Raw genomic sequence first — 23,172 nt, forward strand, 5'->3', positions numbered from 1 at the left:
TTTATCAAAAGGTTTTGTGCCATTTTCAAATAGTTTTGTGCTATTTTTGAAGGGTTTTGTGCTAAAAGACATTTTCTGGAAATTAAAAGCATGGTGTCAGGCACCATTTCTTCTATCTTGGTAGTGGCAATGGTGTCAGGCACCACTATAATGTACATATATTTATATTTTTATTTATACCAAAGGGCTGCGGCTGGGATGTTGGCAAGCAGCTCGAGTTAAAGGAGCACGTTGGATGATGCTGAAAACAAGGTTTATGAAATTGGTGACAACTAAATTAGATGATGGCCGCTTTCTTCTGACGGCTAAGGACCAAAATGGGTCTTTTATGAATCCGTTCAGATGGAAGAACCTCGTTTTTAGCAACCATGAAGAGAGCTTTTTTGGCACGCTTCTGGAGACCGAAACGGTGAATGATGTCGAAGGAATCGTTGTCAGCGGCTGGCAGCTCGTGTCTCTTTTTGCAAAGGAATCATTTAATCGATTTATTGAATGGGATTGGAATGAGCAATCCGAGATTTGTCTCGCTGCGGCTTTTTCTCTTTACGAAGGGATTCAGGAGAAAGACTGGCTCCCGGACTTTTCTGTATGGGAGCATGGCGAATTCCGCTGGAAGCTGCCTGAACGCGTGAAAGAGGAATTTGATCCGTCTTTTTGGGAGCAAGAAGTGAGCGATGACTTTGCTCCGAGTGAAGTCGAAGTTGAACCTTTAGACAAAGAACCTGTAACAACCAAAACCTACATCATTGATTTATTTAATAGTGCCCTTGATTCGTATTTAACGAGAAACTCTGCAATGAAGGAATTGTTCGGACCAAAGCTCGATTTATTGAGAAAGCAAAATATCTCGGGTGGTGAGTTAGCCCGTTATTTTGATGAAGAGAGCTGGCTGGAGTGGGTTGGCATTAAGGAAAACGACACGCCATTTACAATTGGCTTGCGCTTAGATGAACCGATTAACGGTGAAGGTGCCTGGACACTCGATGTCTTTTTGCGCGGAAAGAAAAACATCGATGAGATTGTTGATATAGAAGGAACGAAGAAGATTCCCGCCAAGTGGCAGCCATTTTTAGAAAAGGTTGACCGAGAACGTGGACGCTGGGCGCGGCTGATTCCGTGGCTGGAGGAAGATGGTTTCATTAAAACCCATCTTACTGAGGAAGAAGCATGGATGTTTTTAACCGAGGCTAGCGAAACGTTGGTGGCACTCGATGTCGAAATCCTGCTCCCTTCATGGTGGCAAGCGATGAAGAATGCCAATTTGAAGGTGAAAGCATCACTGAAAGGCACATCGAGTCACCGTCCATCATTCGTTGGACTGCAGGCCATGCTTGATTTCAACTGGCGTTTTTCGATGAACGGGGTAGATTTGTCCGAAGAGGAATTTGGGAAGCTTGTCGAAGAAAAGCGCAGGCTTGTCTATATCCGCGGCCGCTGGGTTAAGCTCGATCCGCAGTTTATTCGACAAATTCAGGATTTGATGAAGCGTGCCGAAAAAGAGGGTTTGCATGTTCGTGATTTGCTGGAGCAAGAGCTGGGCGATGCGGAAGCGACAGAAGACGAGTTGGAAAATCCAAAGGCGTTCGCCAAGATCCAAATTGAGCTGAACCGGCAATGGAAGCAGATGGTCAATCAGCTATCAGAAATCCATGATATTCCGCTCGAACAGGTTCCAGAAGGGTTACAAGGCGAACTCCGTCCCTACCAGCAGCTCGGCATGAGCTGGCTCTGGTTCCTGCGCCAATATGGCTTTGGTGCCGTCCTCGCCGACGACATGGGCCTCGGCAAAACCGTCCAACTCATTTCCTACCTATTAAAGGTGAAAGACGTAGAAATGGTGCCTGACACCATTTCTACTACCGCTGAAGGAGAAAAGGCTGCAGTCACTAAGGGAGGGGAAATGGCGGCTATTTCCCCTGTTAAGAAGAGGAAAAAGGAGCCAAAGGCAGACACTTCGAAGGAACAGGTTCCAACGAAAGCTGCATTGATTATCTGCCCGACTTCGGTGCTGGGGAACTGGCAGAAGGAGCTGGAGCGGTTTGCGCCTGAGATGCAGGTGTATCTGCATTATGGGTCGAACCGCCTCAAGGCGGAGGCCTTCACCGAAAGGGTCCAGGATGCGGACGTGGTGCTCACTTCGTATGGCTTGAGCCACCTCGATTCCGAGGAATTCGAGTCACAGCTGTGGAGTTCGATCGCGATTGATGAGGCGCAAAACATTAAGAACGCGCAAACGAAGCAATCGAAGGCAGTAAGACGGCTGCGCGGCCGCCACCACATCGCTTTGACGGGAACGCCGATGGAAAATCGCCTTTCCGAACTGTGGTCGATTTTTGATTTTACCAATCACGGTTATCTTGGCAGCTTAGGGCAATTCCAGAAGAAGTTCGTCATCCCGATTGAAAAGGATGAGAAAAAGGAAAAGGTTCAGCAGCTCCAATCGTTGATCCGACCCTTCCTCCTAAGACGGACGAAAAAGGATGAAGAGGTCGCCCTGAATCTTCCTGACAAGCTCGAGCAAAAAGAGTATATCCCGCTCACCACCGAGCAAGCATCTCTATATGAGCAGCTGATTCACGATACTTTTGAACAGATTGAGAAGCTGACCGGATTTGAGCGAAAGGGATTAGTATTACAGATGCTAAGCCGCTTGAAGCAGCTCTGCAATCACCCTGCCCTTTATTTAAAGGAAAAGGCTGTCGGCCGCGAGCTTCTTGACCGCTCCAACAAAATGGAAAAGCTCGTTGAATTGGTCGATGCTGTTTTGGATCAAAACGAAAGCTGTTTGATTTTCACGCAATACATCGAAATGGGTGAAATGATTCGGACGACGCTGAAGAAGAAGTTTGGCATCGAAGTCCCGTTCTTGAATGGAAGTGTGCCAAAGGCACAGCGTGACCATATGATTGAACGGTTCCAGAATCAGGAGTTCCCTGTGTTCCTGCTGTCCTTGAAGGCTGGCGGTACAGGGTTGAATCTGACCGCTGCGAATCACGTCATCCACTACGACCGCTGGTGGAATCCAGCAGTTGAGAACCAGGCAACAGACCGGGCCTACCGGATTGGGCAATCAAGGTTCGTTCACGTGCACAAGCTGATTTGTACGGGGACATTGGAAGAAAAAATCGATGCCATGCTCGAGAAGAAACAATTCCTGAATGACCAAATTATCACCAGTGAAAACTGGCTCACCGAACTATCGACCGATGAGCTAAAGGATCTCGTTTATCTCGGATAAAGTAAAAAGCACGTGGAGAAATTTTCTCCGCGTGCTTTAATAAATCAATGTTTAATAGGCATCCTGCATTAATGTATTTAGTTTTTTAGTGAGTTTTTCTTTTATTTCTAAGTGTTTCTCATCGGTATATTGGAACTTACTATCAGTCCAATGATCAGGTGAATATAACCAAACTGGTTTGGGTTTTCTCTCTTCTGATTCCCATTCATATCTAGGAAATATATGGGCATGTAAAAAAGCATCCGTGTTTCCATAAATAGAATAGTTTATTTTTCTAGGATTACATACTTCTTGTATTGCGTCTCCAATTAAACTCATATCCAAAAGATATTCGGATCTTTGCTTAAACTCGAGGTCGTTCAATGTGCTAACTTTAACTAATGGCAAAAGAACACAATATCCTGGAAGAAATTGAGTATCACCGATAACCGCAAAGCCACTTTTCATTTTTGCGATAACCATTGGATTTTCTCCACGATTTGCAGATGCAATTCTATCCTTTTTCCAATCTTCATTTAAGAATGTTTTCATTTCATCTCTCCCCCCAAAATTTGCTATTTGCTATTTCTATAAATAATTATAAATCTTTTACTTAAACTCAACGATTTCTATCTTAACTCTTGCTCCCATTAGTTTAATTACATTACTTCACAAACTTGTTTTTATTAAAATGACACTCATCACTTAATCGAAGATTCACCTGTTCATTGAAAAAAAAAGACTTTCCCGTTATGCTGGAAAAGCCCATTTAGACAAAAGCACCTAGAAATTACGCTTTAACAATCTTTGAAATACCTATTCTTGCTAACAAAGAGTTGATAAAATCAAGCCTTTTCTTGTCATCTTATTCTTCCTTTTTACCTTAAGGAGGTATATCTTCATTTAACAAAAGATTACTTCTTCTACAAAATCAATTAGAAAGCCCAATTCCCTTTACGGAAGATTGGCTCACGTGTACCATCAGGTAATTCACCATCAATATCCATATCCGCACAGCCTATCATGAAATCAACATGAGTTATACTCGAATTAAGTTCTACTTCCTCATGTTGCTCCTTCGTCATTTTCTCTCCAGCTTCAATACAGTTAGGGAAACCGAATCCTAATGCTAAATGGTTTGCAGCATTTTCATCAAATAATGTATTTAGGAAAAGTACGTTTGTGTTAGAAATAGGTGAGTCATGTGGAACCAGGGCTATTTCACCAAGATAATAGGAGCCTTCATCTGTTTCTACTAGGTTCTTTAATACTTCTTCCCCCTTCTTAGCTGTAATTTCAACAATTCGACCATTCTCAAAAGTTAATTTGAACTCATCAATTAAATTACCTGCATAGCTAAGTGGTTTTTTACTCGAAACGAAACCATTAACACCTGAACGTAATGGCGAAGTGAAGACTTCCTCAGTTGGCATATTCGCAACAAATGGAACACCATGTCGATTTTGGGTTCCACCACTTCTCCATAGATGTAGGGGATGAAGCTCAATCGTTAAATCAGTGCCTTCAGCTTTGTAATGTAACTTCTTATATTTCTTTTCATTTAAATAAGTTGCCTTTTGGTGCAAGTTTCCAATATGATCTTTCCATGCCTTTACAGGTTCAACTTCGCCTACACGTACTGAACTGAAGATGGCATCCCAAAGTTTGTCCAAGCTATTCGTTTCGCCTGTAAAAACCTTATCTGCCCAGGCTTGACTTGGAGCTGCACAGATGACCCAACTAACATCATCATGCTGTTCTCGCCATTTTACCATGGCTTCACCGCTTACTTTTTGGTAATTCGCAATCCGATTTGGATCAGCTTGGGACAATAAATCCGGATCGTCGGAAACGATAAATAAAAATGCCGCATCTTTATCAATCAACTTCTCACGTTGAATTCGCTCCCATTCAGGAAACTCTGTGAATACATCGTCTGATGCTCTCAAATAGCGTGAGAGTGTGATTTCAGGATCAATATAGTCCACATACACATTTTTTGCACCTGCATTGTAAGCCTCGTGGGCGACAGCTCTAGCAAATGGAATCACATCCACACTAGCTCTTACATAAAGGATTTGGTTCGGTTGAACGTTTAATCCCACTTTTACAACCAATTCTGCATAGCTTTTTAATTTTTCCTCAAACGTTTTCAAAAATATCCCTCCATTTATCGTTATTTTATCATGAGTTGTTTTGGAAAATTGTATTTTACACTCTTAAGCCGATACTTGAAAACTAAGTATCATATACATAATGATTTAATTTTTGTCTATCCTTTCTTACCTTTATAAATTATTAACCCCGATCCCATCATCAGACAAATAAGTCCACCCAACCCAGTCGTAATAATAGAAAGTTCTTCTTTAAAAAAGTACACACTTATGCACCAGGGTATAATAATTACCCAGCCCAAGACATTGATTATTTTAAATTTTATTCCTGCACCCCCATTAGACTTAGGCAGATATAAACTAATTCCTACTATAATGCATCCAAATAAAGCAATAATTGTGCCGATAATAAACCAATGAGGTGATAAAGAAGTTTGAATATATACTCCTACCGCCGTTAAGAGTGCGCCAACCCCCATTACTATTTTTCCTTTTTTCAAGTGTCTCCCCCTCTTAAGAAAAGCCATGTAATTATTACTGTACGGATCGTGGTTTCCAAATTTTCCATATAAGTTTAAATATCCAATAAAAGAAGAAAAAGTTAAATGAAAGTCCTAACGAAGCAATTGTTAAATCCCCTCCATCACGATAAACAAAGCCATCAGCTGGAAAGCCAAAGTAATAAGAACTTGAATCTTTATCAGCTCGATAACCAATTGTTGGAATAATAGCGAAAATAATAGTTGAAATTAGACTTAATATGGATAACCGCTTTTTTTGGAGGTCGATTTTACCCTTAAGACTTAATAAAACCAAAATTATTAACGCATTAAATCCAATCCCTATTATTAAGTCAAAAACCCTCTCTAACTGATTCATTCAAAAACTCCTCGTCCTAAATATGGATATATTTTCTATATTCTTGTTTTTATTATATTTGAAATATTATATTTTTAATATTCCTTTTTGAAACAATAAAAAGAGCTGCCGCAGCACCCCTTTGTTTAACTCTCGCACCCGTTACTTTAAGTTAGGAATTTCGCGATCTTACATTTTCACTATCTACCTCCAAAAGTTTGTCTAACTTTTTTGAAATTCTTATTAGCAATACAATGATATGAATAAAAAACCCAACTATAATTCCAACTAATGGTGCGAAAAATCCAACGAAGAAAATTGCTATTATAGTTGGTACTATATATCCCAGTGCAATCATAATATCTCCCTCCTAAATTTAAAACAATTCTGTATATATATTGAATCTACTTGTTCGACAATTTCCTATTTATTCCTGCATACTATTTCACTAACCTGGCCCTATAGTTCAATAAAAAACGGTCCTACTCCAATCTCATTGTTTTGAAAAAATAAAAATCCTAGCGATATTATTCATATCACTAGGATGAAGGACTAACTAATTATAAGTTTTCAATTTTTTCTATATCCTCTGCAGATAATACGAAATCGAAAAGATCTATATTAGATGCTTGATTTTCACTGCTGTGAGATTTAGGAATAACAATCACACCGCGTTGGATTTGGTATTTTAATAAGACTTGTGCACCAGACTTTTTATAGGCTTTACCGATTTCATCCAAAACTTCTTTTTGATGGGCTTCGGCTTTCATAGGTCCCCATGCAACAGGTGTAATGCCCTCGTCTTTTAATACGGCAAGGAGATCTTTGTTAGGTTCTTTTAAGTTAACTTGTATTTGATTAACAGCTGGCTTCACTTTAGCGAATTCTTTCAATTCATCTAGATGATTTTTTCCAAAGTTTGAAACGCCGATTGCTTTTAGTTTACCCGCTTCGTAATATTCTTCAAAGACTTCCCAAGTGTTTTTAAGTTGTTCTTTGTCTTCGATAGGGAAGTGAATAAGAAGCAGGTCGAGATAGTCTGTTTGGAAGTTTTTTAGACTGTTATCGATAGCTGCTCGAGTAGCTTCCTTTGAAGAAATATATTCTTCGTTGGCTGGAACTTTTGTCGTAATGAATAACTCTTCTCGAGGCACTGTGCTTTCTGCTAAAACTCTTCCGACAAGTTCTTCGTTTCGATACATGATGGCTGCGTCTATGGAACGGTAACCCAACTCAAGTGCTGATACGAGTTCAGGAATTTCATTTGTTAACGCCCCGTTATACTCGTTATTTTCTTTTCCATAAGTATTTGTACCTGTACCTACAATTGGCATTTTTAACCCATTATTAAGTGTTATGTATTCCATATTTTTAAGCACTCCCTCTGTATACTCTAATTACTTTACTTACAAAGTACATCATAGCAAATTATAGAATTTTCAAAAAGCAATATGAGAGAAGGCATTAATCCTATTTAGATAATTACTTTTTTTGATTCGTTAAATTATAGCTTCGTCTAATCAGATCAGTTATAACTTCCTCTGGAATGGTACCGTCTAGAATAAGAGAATTCCAATGTTCTTTATTAAGATGGAAAGCTGGAACTATTGAAGGGTAATTCTGACGATAGAAGTCCAACCAACCTGCCTCACACTTCAAATTAATCCAAATATGTTCTTCTCTATTGAAAATCCAGGCAAAGGCTTTCTTACTTTCTTTATGTCGCATTAATGTCCAATTCTTATCTTTAAATGGATAGTCTTCATATGTGTTTTCCAGATTCAAACAGTAATTAATAGCTTCCTCTCTCGTTTTTATTTTTTACCACTCCTTAAGTAACGCAGTATGATCCTTGCTTAAATTAGTGAGAGACATTCGATTTTTCTTTATCGCTTTATCAATACGGACAGGTCACCCTCAAAAACTTTTTCATCTCTATCGTTAAAGGTAGTTAACGATACAGTGAGGATACCTGTTTCATCTCTTGTTGCTTTCTTATCAATTACTTCAACGTTTAAATGTAATTCATCTTCAGGATACACAGGCTTAATAAATTTAATATTATTCATCCGTGTTCCAGCAATGACATCCTCACCGTAGAAACCTTCCTCAACCCAAAGTTTGAAAGAAATGGCTAACGTATGTATACCAGAAGCAATAATTCCATCAAACCTTCCCTGCTTTGCTTTTTCCTCATCCAAATGCAAATATTGAGGGTCAAATTCACCTGCAAACCTTATAATATCTTCTTTTGTTAATTTTAATGATTTAGTTTGAAACACTTGTCCAATTGTAAACTCATCTAATTTCATTCTTACACCTCTATTTTGATGTTGCAGTCAATGTTGTCCTTGTTTATTTTAGCACCGAAACATAACAAGTGAAAAAATATTAAAGTCTTCTTAAGCTAACCGGCCCAGTTATTTGAAGAACAAAATCAACAACATGCTTTAAAAAAGCATAAAAGGGGAAGCCCCTATAGCTGCTCCCTCATGCCCCACTTTACATAGGTAGTTTAGATACCTTCTTTTACTGAATACAAACAAATGAGATTCAGAATACTAAATGAGAACGATCTTTAATGGAGGTAAACAAAATGAAGCTCCTTGGACTTGTTTTAGTATTAGGACTAGCACTTACTGCATGTAATCAAACTGACGCAACAAAGAATCAATTGAAGGACAACAAGATTCATACAAACAAAGTATCAGACAAAGCTAACAAGGGTAACAAGGGGAAAGGTAAAGCTATTGGTAAAAAGTATGGGCATGGCAGGGAAACTGCGTATGGACAGGTTAAGAAGATCGAACCTAGTCAACCAGTTCCACCCCCTATAATTGAAGCTCCAGCCAATGCAGAAACTCAGCTTGAGAAGTTTACTGAGGAGGCTCTAGGCAGACAGGTAAATAAGGTAGAGTATGTTACTGATTACTGGTCAGGAGGAGATATGATTCTTATCCACTTTGATGACTATAGCCCAGAGTATATCATGGACTGGACTAATTATCAGAAGGTTGGGAGTAAGGCTCAGGAACTATATGGTAGTAAATTTAAGGAAATGAGTTACGATGTCACAGATACAGAGAACATATTAGAGATATATTATTATTAAGGCAGCCCCTCGGGTTGCTTTATTTTTTTGTGATTTTTCAACTGTTTTATATATGTACACGTACCGTAGCTCTTTAAATTCACTAATTCACCAAAGGTTCCCTATTAAACGAATGATCATTCTTGGTATAAACAATAAGATGTTCCAAACCAGTTCAAATATAAACTCAATTAGGGTATCTTTAAAAAAGCCATCTCTATCTCTATTTCTCTTTTTATTTTTCATCTTCTAACTCCTAAGCTAACCGTTAGTTGCACAAACAGGAGGCATTCAGCTTGTAGATCAATCAAAATATACAGGCTCTTGTGGATTATGCAAATGTTTAAATGCTAGTTGAATTTGTGATTCTGTATTTCTAGCTATCGATAAAGGTGGTAGTTCATTTTCTGCAAAAAATTCCACGGCATTTGTTTCAATACCTTCTTTTGGGTGCCCGCCAATGATTTCACATTGGATAAATATTTTATAAACGTGATATGGAGAAGGTGGATGGGGGTGGCATTTCTTGTCGAGTACAGCTATTAATTTTAGCGCTTTAACATCAAACCCTGATTCTTCCTTTACTTCCTTGACTGCCACTTCACTTGGAGTTAATCCAATATCACCCCAACCTCCAGGTAACGACCAATCTCCATCATCGGTTTCTCTCACCATTAATATTTTATTAGCCCTAAATACAACAGCCCTAATATCAACTTTCGGCGTTGCATACCCAGTTTCATTTGCAAATAGTTCTTTTAATATTTGATTGTCCATATTTGTATGCTGTGTCAAAATCTCAACACTAATATTTCTAATGAATTCAAATCTTTCCAAGTCATAAACATCTTTAGAATAAGTTAGCCCTGCTTGTGCAATGGATTGAAGCTGTTTTGCCCATTCTAACCATTTAGGTTCCAATCTTTATTCACCACCATTTGGTTTTTACCTAATTTTACCTTATTTTATATAAAAATGAAATTACCCCTTATTCAACAAACCTGTCCGTTAAATCAATAACAAAAAAGAATCGCCGCAACGACCTATTTAAGATGGATAGTTGCGGCGAAAAGTTGGTTGTTGCACCACAATCTCTAAGGAAAACATATGCTACTTTCTCCCCGTTCGGAGAAGGTACTTCTCTTTGTATCTCGTTTCCACACGCAGCTCCAAATACTGTGAAAAATATCTTTATAACCCCAATAATTAATGCTATTACAAGGACTAATATTACAATTAGTAATGACAAAAAGAATCTTTGTTTCTTTTTTCCTTAAACAAATGCTCCCTAACCAGCAGATTCCATTTTTTGTAATTGTATCATTATGTACATAGTAATTCTATGTAGTTTATTAAAAATTTTTGAAAGGTAGTTCAATAATAAAACAGCCACCAGTTTTGGCAGCTGAATCTTAAAGTAACGCCCCCTTAACACAACTAGAAAAAGATCATCCAAATGGCAGCCTGAACTTAAACTCTTGCCCCCGATACTTTAAGTACAAATCTTCACAAACTTTCCCTTTGCTAGAAACAGAGACTATTCCAATTTAATACAAAAGCTCGATTAAAATTAGAATTTGTCCAAGCACCCATCAATATATATTCAACAAAGAATATCAGTTGAATTAAATGACAGAAAAACAGACAGGAAACTATTTATGTGAATTGGAGGAAAAACATGTTTATACCTAATCCCGCTAATACAGCTATTGTCATAACGGATCCACAAAATGACTTTCTGTCCCCCGGAGGTAAAGGATACCATTTAACAAAAAAAGTTATTGAGCATTACAACACACTAGGTAACCTTGAATTTCTAATAAGTACAGCCATGAGTAAAGGATATCAACTTTTTATATCCCCCCATTATATATATCCCCATGATTATGGTTGGCAATTTACTGGGGCTGAACAAGACATGTTATTAAAGCTTCAAGTATATCAAAAACAAAGTGACTACACTTCTGTAGGAGCCGACTGGGTTCCTTCACTTAAGCCATACATTTCAGCTAACCAAACTGTCATTGCGACCGCCCATAAGATTGCCAGTCCGCAGACAAATGATCTTGTTTACCAATTACGTCAGCATAGGAAAGAAAAGGTGATTTTGGCAGGTGTCTTATCAAACATTTGTGTAGAATCACATATGAGAGACTTAATCGAGAATGGATTCCAAACAGCAGTTGTTTATGATGCCACTGCCACTATAAGTGAGAGGGATTTTCAAGCAGCAGTTACAAATTATCAGGCATTCAGCAGTGCTACATGGTCAACTCAACAGGCAATCTCTCAATTATAAGAAATAAAACATTGTCTCAAGAGTCGACTTAAAAGGGTTGCTATTGAAAGCAACTCTTTTTGTTTAATTCTAAATTTCTTTCACTAACCTCCCTCCCTCTATATAGGAAAGAAATTTTTGGTGCAAATTAAAAAAACAAGCAATAGCTACCAAACCGTTCAGGAATGCTGTCCGTTAGATGGAAAAAAAATATGGCTACCATAGCAGCGGTAGTGTTTCGTCTTATGAATTTGTAGTGAGTTTTTAAATATTTTTCAAAGTTTACTAGGACACGAAAAAAGCGAAGTCACCTAGGATTTATGCTCAGTTAAGTGGAATCATTACTATGGACAATATATTTTGGTAATTGTTATTCCACAAGCAGATCAGCCTTTTCTTTTTTTAGTAAAATTAAATGCTAAAAAGGAGAACTCGTATTATGGATGAAATGCTTGGTCCAAAGTTCTTTAGAAAGTTAAAAAGCCAAAATCTCTAAACCCTTCGTAATATAAATGAATAACGGTAACAGAAACCTAGTAGCAATAAGCACTACGTTTTTTATTACATGTTTTGTACATTAGGATTAATGCAAAAAAAGATTCCAAATCGGCCAATAAATAGTTTGTGGGATTATTGGCTATGAGGAGAGGATTTAAAGTCACCATTTTTGAATGATGTTTGGTTGAGCAAATATTTCATCAAGTCTTTTTAAAAAAGGAACTATTGAGCTAAAGTCAACTGCTCTATGGTCAAATACCAAGCACATTGGCAGTATTTTTCTAATACCAATCTCCTTGTGCCCATTCTGATTCAAAAACACTCCCGGTTTTTCTTGGATAGAACTTATCCCCACTGCAAAAACTTGAGGAGGTATGATTTCAAGTAAACCGAAGAAACCTCTTTGTTCTTTATACAAAGAACCAATATTTGAGACGGTAACGGTTCCAGACATTATATCTTTTTCCGTCAAGCGTTCATCCTCTGGTATCTTGTAGTAATTTTCTTTTACTTTCCCTTCCAGTCCTTTGATACTATTTCTACTAACCTTTGCTGCTAAAACCCTTCTTAAGATTCTAGGGTTGAAATTCATTAATTCATTTACAGTATGAGAAAAAGCGGCTCGATAAAACATTTCATCAATGTTGGTTTTTTCAATTCTTTTTGCCAGCTTTGTAATATAGTCAGAAATGCCATTTAACGACATGTTTTCAATGTTTGGGATAGTTGGAGTAATCATTCTGCCGTCGGGTAAATTCCAAGGGATCGACATATTGATTCCCTCTAAAATATGTGTCATACCCTCTGATTTCATATGGTCATATTCAATATATGAGTTTAAATCTGGTGCAACTAATAATCCTTCGGCTATTACTTTCATCATGATTGTGTTTATTGTGATTTTATAGCCTAAGTCGCATCTCGTCTTTGTGAGCACTTTGAACTCTTCGTAAAAGTCCGTAATATCAGGTTCGTAAATATAGGAGACATGTGGTATATTTTTCCATGATTCCGTAGTCATGTGTGAAACTGCTCTTCTTTGAAGGTCGAACCTGTTCGTCTCTTTTATTTCAATATCATTTATAAACATAATTTTTCTCCTTTTTTGTTGCTCCATTTGGATTGGGTTTAAAATAATAATAGAACCTAAGTGTGAAAAGGCTGTTGCGTTCTCCTTGAATTTCTGGCGACTACACGATTATATTACATCTTTATTTACATTTAATCTAATACATAATAAGTTATAATTATATTTATTATAATAAATAAGTTAGGTGTGAAGAACCGTGGAATTACTTCAGTTAAAATACTTCCAGACAGTCGCATATACTGAGCATATTTCAAAGGCGGCCAAACAATTGAATATTGCCCAGCCGTCCTTAAGTCTTACTATTAAAAGACTTGAGGATGAATTGGGTACGACCTTATTTGAGAGGAAAGGGAGAAATATTCAATTGAGTTCTTCAGGAAAAATTCTTTTGAAGCATGTAAACAGGATTTTTACTGAGATTGAAAATGCACAAATGGAAATTAAATCGGAGGAACATGATATTTCGAACACCATCAAAATATCTATTGCCAATCCAAGACTCCTAATAGGACTCATCAGTGCATATATTAACCGCTATCCTGAATCAAAAATACACCAGGAAATCGGAGTAAAAAGTGAAATACTGACAAGTTTAAAAAAAGGGGATATCGATTTAGGAATGGCAGGTCTTCCTATACAGGATGAAGAGATAGAGAGTCGTGTACTGGTAAATGAAGATATAGTTCTGGCTTTACCTATAAACCATAAGTTTGCGGGTAAGTCTGAGATTTCATTAAGTAAAGTTGCAAATGAGTCTTTTATTTCACTTGCCAATAATGAGGAATACAGCGCATTTACAAAAAATCTATGTAAAAATGCGGGATTCGTTCCTAATAATATATTTGAGGTAGATTCTTATCTGCTTGTGGAAATAATCAAACTGGGTCAGGGTGTGGCTTTACTTCCTATTTCGGTTTGTAGAATATTGGGGTTAAATTTTATAAAAGTTGCTGATAATTCTGCTACCTTTCCAGTCGGCATATCTTGGTTAAAAGATAAACTATTATCCTCAACGGTAAGAAATTTTCGAGACTTTATTATTTCGTATTATAAAGAAAACTATGATATGTTCAAACTTCTCTAATGTTTCCATTCTAACAAGAAGATAGGATTTCGCTTTTCCTATCTTCAATTATTCTGCACCGTTGTTCAATAATAAAAAAAGATCGCGAATCATTCCTCCCATTGACAAAGCTATCAAATCTACCTTTAATAATCCTAGTAGTTTAATAAATGTGATTGCATCATTTGCCATTTTAGGGATATTGTTTGGGACTTTACCATTGGAAAGTCCCACTCCTAAGTTATCAAATGTGATGACCCAATGGCTTTTAGCAAGACCATCAATAATCCTTGGATCCCAATTATCAAGATTAGCTGAAAGGTGTATCAATAAAATATTCGGGATTTCTTTTTTTCCCTAATTCTCTATAAGCTTACCGTCTACCATTCTGGTGCTGAATAAATAAGTTAGGTGCGTCAATATAAGAATAATGAATCGACATTGCTACTTCCACTCCTGCTTTACCTTTTTAAAATTTGATAACTACTTTTCCTTTTGTATGTCCATTTGCTACTAATTTTAGTGCAGCATTAATTTCATCAATTGTAAAATTGGTAGGATCAATAGCTGGAACAATATTATTTTCTTCAATGATTTTCGTAATTTTTTCCAATTGTTTACCATCAGCTCTTACGAAAATGAAGCGATATTGAACACCTTTTTTCTTTGCTTTCTTATCAAATTTCGAGCCAACTAAGCCAAAAATAATTTGCTTCCATTTAGGCAGACCTTTATCAATTGCAAACTGTTTATTTGGTCCAGTACGAAGACTTAGTAACCGACCACCTGGTTTAATAATGGATAACTCGCGTTCGAATTCATCAGCACCTAGAGTATCGATTACAAAATCAACTTCATCTAGTATTTCCCAATAATTTTCCTTTGTATAATCAATATATTGATCAGCACCAGCATTCAACGTTCTCTCTTTAGCCGAAGGACTACCGGAAACAATCACCTTTAATCCCATTGCTTTAGCTATAGGAACAGCCATTTGCCCAAAGCTTCCTGATCCTCCTGGAATAAACACTGTTTGTCCCTTTTTTGCTTCTAACTCTTCTACTAAGCCTTGGTATGCCGTCAGACCTGTTAAAGGTGCACCAGCTCCAGTAACGAAATCTAAATTTTTCGGCAAGTGCCATATGGATTTAGCATCAACTGCAACATATTCTGCAAATGCCCCAATTTTTTCAATCGGGAGTCTTGTATAAATAGAATCTCCAACGTTAAAATCAGATACATGATTACCCACTTTTTCGACAATACCTGTTAGTTCATTTCCTAATACAAGGGGCATATCATAGTCTTGTATTAATTTAACACTTCCTGTAATATTTAATATTTCAAGTGGATTTATTGCAGCAACTTTTACCTTTACCAGTACTTCATTTTCTTTAATACTCGGTATAGGGATATCAACAATCTGTGCTTCAATGTTTTTCGAGTATTTTTGTATTTGAGCAGCTTTCATATTCTTAATCTCCTTTTAAAAAACCACCAACTCTTACATTGATGGTTTTTATCATTCGTTTATTTCATTCATTGATAGTCTAGTCTGTGTATTCTAAAACACCATTATTAATGTTTTGTCGATGCCGTTAACTGATAAACCTTGCCTGTTTTAATCTTTTAAGAACGGATAGTCTGTATACCCTTCCGCTCCTCCTGCATAAATCGTATTTCTATCCGGAGTATTTAGTGGGGCATCCAATTTCAATCGCTCGACAAAATCTGGGTTGGCTATCATCCAAGTCCCTACAGTTATAACGTCCGCAAGTTCATTATCCAAGTCTACCGTAAGTTGGTCTAAAGTACGTCCTGCTCGGTTAACAAGAAGTGCTTGTGACCAAAGTTGACGGATCTCTTGTAATAATGATTCGTTTCCGAAGTGCATGATGTGTAGATATGCAAGGTTGAGCTTATCTAACTCGCTGATTAAATAGCGGTACAATTCACTACTTGATTCTCCCTCTTCTATTCCATTTAGTGTTCCTTGAGGAGAGAAGCGTATGCCTGTTCGTTCTGGACCAATTTCTTCAACAACTGCTTTAGCTACTTCAATGGCAAATCGCGAGCGATTTTCAATCGTTCCACCGTACGCATCCTGGCGTTGATTAGCATTTTCACTTAAGAACTGTTGAATAATGTAACCATTTGCTCCGTGGATTTCTACCCCATCTGCACCAGCTTCTACCGCTGCTCGTGCTGCTAGGCGAAACTCATTTATAACGTCCTTAATTTCTCCTTCACTCAATGCTCTAGGTGTAGGAATCTCCTTCATCCCTTGTGCTGTAAATATTTCTATATTAGGCGCAATAGCTGAAGGGGCAACAGCTTGACGGTGATGAGGTGTATTGTCAGGATGTGAGACACGGCCTACATGCATAAGTTGAATAAAGATTCGTCCTCCTTTGTTATGCACATTTGATGTTACCTTTTTCCATCCCTCAATATGTGATTCTGTATAAATACCAGGTGTATTTGTATAACCCTGACCATCCTCTGAGGGTTGAGTACCCTCACTTATTATTAAACCAACCGATGCACGCTGGCCGTAATACTCTGCCGCCAAATCACTAGGTGTTCCATCTGGCAGTGCTCTACTCCTTGTCATTGGTGCCATACCTAAACGGTTTTTAAGTTCTATATTTCCCATTCTGACTGGTTCAAATAACTTGCTCATATAACTTCCTCCTTTTTAATCGGTATCTCGAGATTCACTGTTTTTCATTTGGCGTAATGGTTGCACAAGAATTGGTATTACCAAAACGGAAATTGTTTTTTTCTGATTAATACTCCTTTATAAAAATGCCATTCCCGCAGACTTATTTGTTTCAGTTGAACGGTAAAAGAAAAACATGAAGGCATCCAAAGTATTCTCTGTATTCCCACCGTATCGATTCATTCTTTCACCCTTCAAATAATAGAATATAAAGATTTTTTAAAACTTAACCTTCCATTATTGGAAATATTTGGTGCCTCATCTTAAATTCATAATTTTGGTCTACAACACCTACCACCGCATTACTATCGTATATTTCCATCATAAATCCAGCTACTTGCTTAGCTGTGTGGTACATAGGTAAATTTTCTTTATAATTGAAACTATCCAAATCCGTTGCATTTTTAGCGAATTCTGTTTCCGTCATAGCTGGTGCTAACACTTTTGCTTTTAATTTTGCACCTTTTAATTCTAGTTCTTTTGCAAGACCTTCAGTGAAGGCACTAACATAATACTTAGATGCTGAATAAGTTATATTCCCAATAGCAATTGCATATCCAAGTGCAGATGATACGTTAATTAACTGAGTTCCCTCTTTCTCTGCATAATCTCGAACAAATAATGTAGAAAGGATTGTCAAAGATTCTATGTTAACCCGTAACAGCGTTTCAACTTTGCTTAAATTTTGATCTGCTACAAAAGCAGATTCACCAAGACCAGCATTATTAATCCAAGTCTCAATTTCATACCCTTTTAATTTGTTATACAGGTTATATGCCTGCTCTGTGACAGACAAGTCAACTGTGCAAATGATAACATCTAATTCAGGATTTATAATATGAATTGCGGTTTTTAGTTCTTCTAATTTATCTAATCTTCTAGCAACTATAATTAAATTTTTTCCCCGAGCAGCAAATGCTAATGCTGTCTCATACCCTATACCTGAGCTTGCTCCTGTTATAACTGTGTATTTCATATTATCTCTCCTTAAATTAAATTATTTAAATTGTTATTTTTTCTTTATCTGTTTTATTAAATAGATACCAAGGCAAACTTTGCTTGAACAAGTGAAGTTCAGCTAGATTAATCATCGACTTATTGGGAATGAACATTCTCAAAAGAGCAAAAAAAATTAATCTAATACCGAGAGTGTTATATCAATTATATTATTTAATTTTTCTACATCATCAGTAGTTTTGGTCATAACCCGTAGTCCTACTAAGGAATTGTGAAGAAATTCCGAAGTTTTTTTTGCATCATGATGTTTAGATATTTCTCCCGACTTTTGAGCTCTTAGCACTAGATTATTTAGCAATAATTCAGTCTTAGAAAAGCTCTCCATTACCTTTTCTGCTGCTTGTTCATCATGTAATGACAACTCAACTGCCGTATTTACGGTTAAACATCCAATAGGTTGTTGTATATCTCTGACAATTATCATTTCAAATAATTTCCTGATAGCATCCTTTACCGAATTCAGTTGGGTTACTTCATTCTCTATTTTAGTTCTTATCATTTCATTATAATGATCCAATGCTTTTATAAACAAAGTATGCTTGTCACCAAACGTATCATATAAGCTACGACGATGGACACCCATATACTTTACTAAATCTTGCATGGAGGTTTTTTCATAGCCTTGTAACCAAAAAAGTTCCATAGCTTTTCGTAATACTTCATTTTCATCAAATTCCTTATTTCTAGCCATACTATCATTTCCTTTGAGTAATCTTGTTGTAACCAGAAAATCTTAATGCTTCAAAAATAATCATCAATCAACAAGGTAAGAATATTGACTTTCTCGTCCCTCACCAATGATACCATTTTAAGAATGAACAGTTAAGATTAGCTTTAAGAGTTACTACCAATTTCACCATTAGTTTGTATGAACCATATTTGTTAATAACTCAACCTCCTTAAAAAGGATTTTTTAATCTATTTCTGTAAACTTGAGATAGTGCTAAGTGATGTTTTTAGAATGAACATTCTCATTATGACGAAAGTTAGCTAATAACCTAACAAATCTATAATATCATTTTGAGAACGATTGGTAAAGAGTGAATTTTGTTTTTTATCATTAGGCGAGAATTTTATAGAAATGAACTATCTAAATCCCACAAATTATCTTCTAAACTTTCGATTAGTGCTTTTGCTCTTTTTTCAATGTTATCAGGCAGGTTATCTTTATTGAAATACTTAAGATTTATACTCTCCCCATCATTCATTTCTAGCTTTCCACTCACGTTTATTGCACGAAATAGGTTAATTACACTATAGGTCTCATCCCCATTTGGATAACGGAAATAATAACGTGGACCCGAGAAAACACCTACTAACTCAAACTGACTTGCGCTAAGTCCGGTTTCTTCTTTTAGTTCACGAGAAGCAACCTCTTCTAAAGTCTCACTGAGTTCCATTGAGCCCCCAGGTAAACCCCAATCAAATGTATCAGATCGATGCTGAAAAAGAATTTCCCCTTTCTCAGTTACCACAAGGATTGTTGCCCCTACACTTATAATTGGCCTACTACCAATTAACTTTCGTATTTCAGAGATATATCCCACTTTTCCCCCTCCTAATAATTCTCTTATCTCTTGCCCCAGTTAGTTAAAAATATGGAGTTTCATTTATTCGTCATAATACTCAATATGTACACCATTCACCCGTTTATCCTTTTCAAAGGTTTCAGATGATTTAGGATAAATTACCTTAAGATTCTTCTCATCAATCCATTCAATTGTAAAGCTTTTATCTGACCTAAATGCATTTCCCCCTTCATTTTCAAGATCATCATCTCTATCTAGGATGGATAGCTGCGGTGAAAAATTGGTTGTTGCACCACAATCTCTAAGGAAAACATATGCTACTTTTTCCCCGTTCGGAGAGGGTACTTCTCTTTGTATCTCATTTCCACACGCAGATCCCAATACTGTGAAAAATATCGTTATAACCCCAATAATCAATGCTATTACAAGAACAAATATTACAATTAGTATTGATAAAAGAATCTTTGTATCTTTTTTCATTCAAAAAGCTCCCCCCAACCAGTAAATTCCATTTACATAATTGTATCATTATATACATAGAATTTCTATGTAACATATTAAAAATTTTTAAAAAGTAGTTCATAATAAAACAGCCACCCGTTTTGGCAGCATAGGTTTGTTTAAATAGGTCAGTTTGTCCTTTTTAGAATGAAATTACAAAGCGGTTTATGGTGTATTGTACTTAAAGTAACGGGGGAAAGAGTTTAAGTTCAGGCTGCCATTTGGATGATCTTTTTCTATTGTGCTAAAGGGGCGTTACTTCAAGATTCTCTGACACGTAAATAGGATAGATACCGCTCTTTGATAAAATCCCATCGTACTCAAACAGCCCTTTAAATTCAAATTTTTGTCCAGGTAAAAGTCCATTATCTGGCAAGGCTACAGCAAAGCTAATTCCTTTTCCACTATCTTCATAAATATTTCCTTTTAATACACCGAAAAGCACTTTTTTATATGTATTGGTGACCGTTCCGCTATATCGATAAAGATTACCATCCTGTGTAAAATCAAAATTTTCTATACTAAAATTCGGACCTAATTTATTGGTAACGACCACTGGATCATTATGCTCTAATTGTTGATAGGCTTTGTCCATTTGCCCGGTTATCCATTCGTCTGATCGCTTATCTCTTTCTGAATTATTGAGAATGAGATAAATCGTTATCAGGTTAAACCCACACTTAACACAGCAAAAAAATTCATAGTTTTCCTCATCTTCATTCCACTCCTGTTTGAACTCCTTGTTATTCTTTTCCGCTAAACTCTAAAATATTTAAACCCTCAGATGCCTCTGGTGTTTCAAAAAATTTAGTAACATGAATAAACACCGCTTCCGTGTCAAAAGCTGCTCTTTCGGGTTGTTCGTAACGTCTTTGTGCAATTTGATGTAAGCATTGCTCGTTATTAAGATTAAGGAAAATTAGTTGATGGCTTGCATTGACCTCTGACGCCATATCCAAAAACCACTTTCGCTGTTTTTGAGTGTTAGCTGGAAAATCCATCACTACATCTGTACCGACACTTAATATGTTTTGAACATGCTTTTTCACCAACGGCTTGAGCTGCGCTGAGAATTTTAGGTAGTCCTCAAATGATGCAATCTGATTGGGATAAAGAGATGAAAGCCATTCATCCTCAGACAACAGTACGGCATGTTTATCTATCGCCAATAGTTTTGATTTAGTTGATTTTCCAGCCCCCATTTTTCCACAGAAAAAGTATAACGTCCCCAATTGTTTCATTTTTTTTAACCTCCCGCGTATTTCAGTTAAAACCTTTTACTTCGTTAGTTTCCTTAGATATTCTCCTCTTATTAATATTTAGACGTTACGATTTATATCCAGTTTACTTATTCTACCAATTTCGTTTATATTCCTTCTTTAAAAACCTGCCCTTTAGATCAACAAAAGGATTGCTTTCGCAATCTGAGGAAAACTCGTGTGTCACCCAAAAATTGTACCAATCGTTGCAATTATAGCAGTACCTATCAGATAGAGACCAAAACCGACCTTACTATTTTTCTTGCCTAAAATCATTTTAAAAATAAAATTTAAAATTAGACCACAAATATTTTAAAACATATGCCATTAAATATTTGGCTTCTTATTAACTAACCTACTTTGTTAGCGTAAAAAGAAAAGCGATTGCTCTAATAGAACAATCGCCCCCGATAGTTAAGTTTAACTCTTCACAATCTTACTTTAAAATCCAGAAGGGCTACTTTAGTGGCCCTCGGTAAGTGATTATAATTTTGATTAAAGTTTATTACCGTTTGTTGCAATAACATTTTTATACCAGAAGAATGACTCTTTCTTCTTCCGCTCTAGTGTTCCAGAACCATCATTATGCTTGTCTACATAAATAAACCCATAGCGTTTTTTCATTTCTCCGGTTGTAAACGATATTGGGTCAATACATCCCCAAGCTGTGTATCCAAGTACATCAACACCATCTTCAACAATGGCTAATTTCATTTGCTCAATATGCTGCTGTAAATATACGATCCGCTCTTTGTCATGAATGTGGCCATTCTCTAATTTATCAGCGTACCCAAACCCATTTTCCACAATGAAAATCGGCAACTCGTAACGGTTATTAAGCATATTTAAGTAATATCGAAAACCAATTGGGTCAATTGCCCATCCCCACTCAGTTGCCTGAACATATGGATTTTCAACAAGCGTATCATTACCTAGTAGGGCATCGTTTAAGCGCTTTGCTTCTGGTCTAACAGAAACAGTATTACTCAAATAGTACGTTATGCCTATATAATCAACCGTTCCTTCACGTAGAATTTTGAGATCTTCCTCCGTTATGTCTAACTGATATCCTTTATTTTCCCACTCTTTTACAAAGCGTCTTGGATAATGTCCCCGAACATGAACATCAGTAAAGAATAACTGTTGGTCATCTTCTTTTTGCGCTAACAATATATCCCTTGGATCACTTGTTAATGGATAATTAGGCGTTGCTGCTAATACGCAGCCAATTTGGAAGTCCGGATTAATTTTTTTTCCTTCTTTTACAACTAAAGCACTTGCCACGAACTGATAATGGGCTGCCTGATACATCGTTTCAAGTTTATTTTCATTGTCAGTATAGATAATTCCAGAATTTGTCCAAGAATAAATAGGGTTATCTAAAATCCTTTGATTATTAATCTCGTTAAATGTGAGCCAATATTTAACCGTATCTTTATACCGCTTCATTACTGTAATAGAAAACGTTTTGAAGAAATCTACTAATTTACGGTTTCTCCATCCTCCATATTCTTTTACTAAATGATATGGCATTTCAAAATGTGCTAATGTAACAACTGGCTCAATTCCGTACTTTAGAAGTTCTCTAAACAACTCATCATAAAATTTTAATCCCTCTTCATTTGGGTTAGCATCATCACCATTTGGATAAATACGTGTCCAAGCAATACTAGTTCTCAAGCACTTAAATCCCATTTCTGCAAACATTTTTATATCTTCTTTATAATGTCCATAAAAGTCAATTCCTTCATGGTTTGGATAATAAGTATCGGGTAACACTCCATCCGTTATTTTACGCGCTTTATCCTTCGTTCCTGCTGTCATAACATCAGCAATACTTACGCCTTTCCCACCTGCGTTCCACGCACCTTCTACTTGATGGGCAGCAATTGCGCCACCCCATAAGAAGTTATCCTTCATCACAGACTTCCTCCT

24 protein-coding genes are annotated in these 23,172 nt (G+C 36.7%); 4 read left to right on the forward strand and 20 right to left on the reverse strand.

The genetic code is table 11. The annotated features are described in order from the left end of the window. The first annotated feature begins 238 nt into the window (after positions 1 to 238). Positions 239 to 3,238: a DEAD/DEAH box helicase gene (locus AC4E8C_RS23230; RefSeq protein ID WP_490212638.1), complete on the forward strand. Its 3,000-nt coding sequence runs from the start codon at positions 239 to 241 to the stop codon at positions 3,236 to 3,238. A gap of 51 nt (positions 3,239 to 3,289) precedes the next feature. Here AC4E8C_RS23230 and AC4E8C_RS23235 read toward each other — a convergent pair whose 3' ends face one another. The 8 genes from AC4E8C_RS23235 to AC4E8C_RS23270 all read right to left on the reverse strand — a co-directional run bounded on the left by AC4E8C_RS23235 (position 3,290) and on the right by AC4E8C_RS23270 (position 8,501). Further along, positions 3,290 to 3,769 (reverse strand): HIT family protein, encoded by a 480-nt coding sequence (locus AC4E8C_RS23235; RefSeq protein ID WP_490208989.1) that lies wholly within the window; start codon positions 3,767 to 3,769, stop codon positions 3,290 to 3,292. Between the two features lie 383 nt (positions 3,770 to 4,152). Further along, positions 4,153 to 5,373: an aminopeptidase gene (locus tag AC4E8C_RS23240; protein ID WP_490208990.1), complete on the reverse strand. Its 1,221-nt coding sequence runs from the start codon at positions 5,371 to 5,373 to the stop codon at positions 4,153 to 4,155. Positions 5,374 to 5,489: 116 nt separating this feature from the next. Further along, positions 5,490 to 5,831 (reverse strand): hypothetical protein, encoded by a 342-nt coding sequence (locus AC4E8C_RS23245; protein ID WP_490208991.1) that lies wholly within the window; start codon positions 5,829 to 5,831, stop codon positions 5,490 to 5,492. A gap of 34 nt (positions 5,832 to 5,865) precedes the next feature. Continuing rightward, complete coding sequence (locus tag AC4E8C_RS23250) at positions 5,866 to 6,210, reverse strand: hypothetical protein (RefSeq protein WP_490208992.1); 345 nt, start codon at positions 6,208 to 6,210, stop codon at positions 5,866 to 5,868. 151 nt (positions 6,211 to 6,361) lie between these two features. Further along, positions 6,362 to 6,547, reverse strand: coding sequence for a hypothetical protein (locus AC4E8C_RS23255; protein WP_490208993.1), 186 nt, complete (start codon positions 6,545 to 6,547; stop codon positions 6,362 to 6,364). A 202-nt stretch (positions 6,548 to 6,749) separates the two neighbouring features. After that, positions 6,750 to 7,556, reverse strand: a complete 807-nt coding sequence (locus AC4E8C_RS23260) for an aldo/keto reductase (RefSeq protein ID WP_490208994.1) — start codon at positions 7,554 to 7,556, stop codon at positions 6,750 to 6,752. A gap of 115 nt (positions 7,557 to 7,671) precedes the next feature. Then, positions 7,672 to 8,007 (reverse strand): MmcQ/YjbR family DNA-binding protein, encoded by a 336-nt coding sequence (locus tag AC4E8C_RS23265; RefSeq protein WP_490212639.1) that lies wholly within the window; start codon positions 8,005 to 8,007, stop codon positions 7,672 to 7,674. A 68-nt stretch (positions 8,008 to 8,075) separates the two neighbouring features. Continuing rightward, positions 8,076 to 8,501 (reverse strand): MaoC family dehydratase, encoded by a 426-nt coding sequence (locus tag AC4E8C_RS23270; protein ID WP_490208995.1) that lies wholly within the window; start codon positions 8,499 to 8,501, stop codon positions 8,076 to 8,078. A gap of 284 nt (positions 8,502 to 8,785) precedes the next feature. Between AC4E8C_RS23270 and AC4E8C_RS23275 the strand changes: the two genes are divergently transcribed. Then, on the forward strand, positions 8,786 to 9,301 hold the full coding sequence (locus tag AC4E8C_RS23275) for a hypothetical protein (protein ID WP_490208996.1): 516 nt from the start codon (positions 8,786 to 8,788) through the stop codon (positions 9,299 to 9,301). 282 nt (positions 9,302 to 9,583) lie between these two features. Here the strand turns inward: AC4E8C_RS23275 and AC4E8C_RS23280 are convergent, their stop codons facing one another. After that, the gene (locus AC4E8C_RS23280; protein WP_490208997.1) at positions 9,584 to 10,201 is read right to left on the reverse strand and encodes an NUDIX hydrolase; all 618 of its coding nucleotides are present in this window, start codon (positions 10,199 to 10,201) and stop codon (positions 9,584 to 9,586) included. 757 nt (positions 10,202 to 10,958) lie between these two features. Between AC4E8C_RS23280 and AC4E8C_RS23285 the strand changes: the two genes are divergently transcribed. Beyond that, on the forward strand, positions 10,959 to 11,579 hold the full coding sequence (locus AC4E8C_RS23285; RefSeq protein WP_490208998.1) for a cysteine hydrolase family protein: 621 nt from the start codon (positions 10,959 to 10,961) through the stop codon (positions 11,577 to 11,579). Between the two features lie 637 nt (positions 11,580 to 12,216). On the opposite strand, the gene AC4E8C_RS23290 is transcribed toward AC4E8C_RS23285, so the two are convergent. Next, on the reverse strand, positions 12,217 to 13,146 hold the full coding sequence (locus tag AC4E8C_RS23290; RefSeq protein ID WP_490208999.1) for a 2-oxo acid dehydrogenase subunit E2: 930 nt from the start codon (positions 13,144 to 13,146) through the stop codon (positions 12,217 to 12,219). Between the two features lie 196 nt (positions 13,147 to 13,342). Between AC4E8C_RS23290 and AC4E8C_RS23295 the strand changes: the two genes are divergently transcribed. Beyond that, positions 13,343 to 14,230: a LysR family transcriptional regulator gene (locus AC4E8C_RS23295; RefSeq protein WP_490209000.1), complete on the forward strand. Its 888-nt coding sequence runs from the start codon at positions 13,343 to 13,345 to the stop codon at positions 14,228 to 14,230. 48 nt (positions 14,231 to 14,278) lie between these two features. On the opposite strand, the gene AC4E8C_RS23300 is transcribed toward AC4E8C_RS23295, so the two are convergent. The 10 genes from AC4E8C_RS23300 to AC4E8C_RS23345 all read right to left on the reverse strand — a co-directional run bounded on the left by AC4E8C_RS23300 (position 14,279) and on the right by AC4E8C_RS23345 (position 23,157). Beyond that, positions 14,279 to 14,539, reverse strand: coding sequence for an alpha/beta fold hydrolase (locus tag AC4E8C_RS23300; RefSeq protein WP_490209001.1), 261 nt, complete (start codon positions 14,537 to 14,539; stop codon positions 14,279 to 14,281). Positions 14,540 to 14,678: 139 nt separating this feature from the next. Beyond that, complete coding sequence (locus tag AC4E8C_RS23305) at positions 14,679 to 15,680, reverse strand: NADP-dependent oxidoreductase (RefSeq protein ID WP_490209002.1); 1,002 nt, start codon at positions 15,678 to 15,680, stop codon at positions 14,679 to 14,681. A 150-nt stretch (positions 15,681 to 15,830) separates the two neighbouring features. Next, positions 15,831 to 16,892 carry an alkene reductase gene (locus AC4E8C_RS23310; protein WP_490209003.1) on the reverse strand — a complete coding sequence of 354 codons (1,062 nt, stop codon included), beginning with the start codon at positions 16,890 to 16,892 and terminating at the stop codon, positions 15,831 to 15,833. 265 nt (positions 16,893 to 17,157) lie between these two features. Continuing rightward, a complete protein-coding gene (locus AC4E8C_RS23315; RefSeq protein WP_490209004.1) occupies positions 17,158 to 17,907 on the reverse strand; it encodes an SDR family NAD(P)-dependent oxidoreductase in 750 nt (249 codons plus the stop codon). A gap of 156 nt (positions 17,908 to 18,063) precedes the next feature. Next, complete coding sequence (locus AC4E8C_RS23320; RefSeq protein WP_490209005.1) at positions 18,064 to 18,639, reverse strand: TetR/AcrR family transcriptional regulator; 576 nt, start codon at positions 18,637 to 18,639, stop codon at positions 18,064 to 18,066. 382 nt (positions 18,640 to 19,021) lie between these two features. Next, the gene (locus tag AC4E8C_RS23325; RefSeq protein WP_490209006.1) at positions 19,022 to 19,495 is read right to left on the reverse strand and encodes an NUDIX hydrolase; all 474 of its coding nucleotides are present in this window, start codon (positions 19,493 to 19,495) and stop codon (positions 19,022 to 19,024) included. 63 nt (positions 19,496 to 19,558) lie between these two features. After that, complete coding sequence (locus tag AC4E8C_RS23330) at positions 19,559 to 19,957, reverse strand: DUF5412 family protein (protein WP_490209007.1); 399 nt, start codon at positions 19,955 to 19,957, stop codon at positions 19,559 to 19,561. Positions 19,958 to 20,222: 265 nt separating this feature from the next. After that, complete coding sequence (locus AC4E8C_RS23335) at positions 20,223 to 20,573, reverse strand: hypothetical protein (RefSeq protein WP_490209008.1); 351 nt, start codon at positions 20,571 to 20,573, stop codon at positions 20,223 to 20,225. A gap of 148 nt (positions 20,574 to 20,721) precedes the next feature. After that, the gene (locus AC4E8C_RS23340; RefSeq protein WP_490209009.1) at positions 20,722 to 21,219 is read right to left on the reverse strand and encodes a P-loop nucleotide/nucleoside kinase family protein; all 498 of its coding nucleotides are present in this window, start codon (positions 21,217 to 21,219) and stop codon (positions 20,722 to 20,724) included. A gap of 513 nt (positions 21,220 to 21,732) precedes the next feature. Then, positions 21,733 to 23,157: a 6-phospho-beta-glucosidase gene (locus AC4E8C_RS23345; protein ID WP_490212640.1), complete on the reverse strand. Its 1,425-nt coding sequence runs from the start codon at positions 23,155 to 23,157 to the stop codon at positions 21,733 to 21,735. Positions 23,158 to 23,172 lie beyond the last annotated feature (15 nt).

The sequence above is a fragment of the Neobacillus sp. SRL179 genome (assembly GCF_984799095.1).

Excerpts from the sequence above, each read along its gene's own strand:
- AC4E8C_RS23340 (WP_490209009.1), bottom strand. The coding sequence starts at position 21,219 with ATGAAACAATTGGGGACGTTATACTTTTTCTGTGGAAAAATGGGGGCT.
- AC4E8C_RS23275 (WP_490208996.1), top strand. The coding sequence starts at position 8,786 with ATGAAGCTCCTTGGACTTGTTTTAGTATTAGGACTAGCACTTACTGCA.
- AC4E8C_RS23330 (WP_490209007.1), bottom strand. The coding sequence starts at position 19,957 with ATGAAAAAAGATACAAAGATTCTTTTATCAATACTAATTGTAATATTT.
- AC4E8C_RS23320 (WP_490209005.1), bottom strand. The coding sequence starts at position 18,639 with ATGGCTAGAAATAAGGAATTTGATGAAAATGAAGTATTACGAAAAGCT.
- AC4E8C_RS23290 (WP_490208999.1), bottom strand. The coding sequence starts at position 13,146 with ATGTTTATAAATGATATTGAAATAAAAGAGACGAACAGGTTCGACCTT.
- AC4E8C_RS23335 (WP_490209008.1), bottom strand. The coding sequence starts at position 20,573 with ATGGACAAAGCCTATCAACAATTAGAGCATAATGATCCAGTGGTCGTT.
- AC4E8C_RS23235 (WP_490208989.1), bottom strand. The coding sequence starts at position 3,769 with ATGAAAACATTCTTAAATGAAGATTGGAAAAAGGATAGAATTGCATCT.
- AC4E8C_RS23345 (WP_490212640.1), bottom strand. The coding sequence starts at position 23,157 with ATGAAGGATAACTTCTTATGGGGTGGCGCAATTGCTGCCCATCAAGTA.
- AC4E8C_RS23270 (WP_490208995.1), bottom strand. The coding sequence starts at position 8,501 with ATGAAATTAGATGAGTTTACAATTGGACAAGTGTTTCAAACTAAATCA.
- AC4E8C_RS23255 (WP_490208993.1), bottom strand. The coding sequence starts at position 6,547 with ATGATTGCACTGGGATATATAGTACCAACTATAATAGCAATTTTCTTC.
- AC4E8C_RS23310 (WP_490209003.1), bottom strand. The coding sequence starts at position 16,892 with ATGAGCAAGTTATTTGAACCAGTCAGAATGGGAAATATAGAACTTAAA.
- AC4E8C_RS23250 (WP_490208992.1), bottom strand. The coding sequence starts at position 6,210 with ATGAATCAGTTAGAGAGGGTTTTTGACTTAATAATAGGGATTGGATTT.
- AC4E8C_RS23285 (WP_490208998.1), top strand. The coding sequence starts at position 10,959 with ATGTTTATACCTAATCCCGCTAATACAGCTATTGTCATAACGGATCCA.
- AC4E8C_RS23260 (WP_490208994.1), bottom strand. The coding sequence starts at position 7,556 with ATGGAATACATAACACTTAATAATGGGTTAAAAATGCCAATTGTAGGT.
- AC4E8C_RS23230 (WP_490212638.1), top strand. The coding sequence starts at position 239 with ATGCTGAAAACAAGGTTTATGAAATTGGTGACAACTAAATTAGATGAT.
- AC4E8C_RS23305 (WP_490209002.1), bottom strand. The coding sequence starts at position 15,680 with ATGAAAGCTGCTCAAATACAAAAATACTCGAAAAACATTGAAGCACAG.
- AC4E8C_RS23315 (WP_490209004.1), bottom strand. The coding sequence starts at position 17,907 with ATGAAATACACAGTTATAACAGGAGCAAGCTCAGGTATAGGGTATGAG.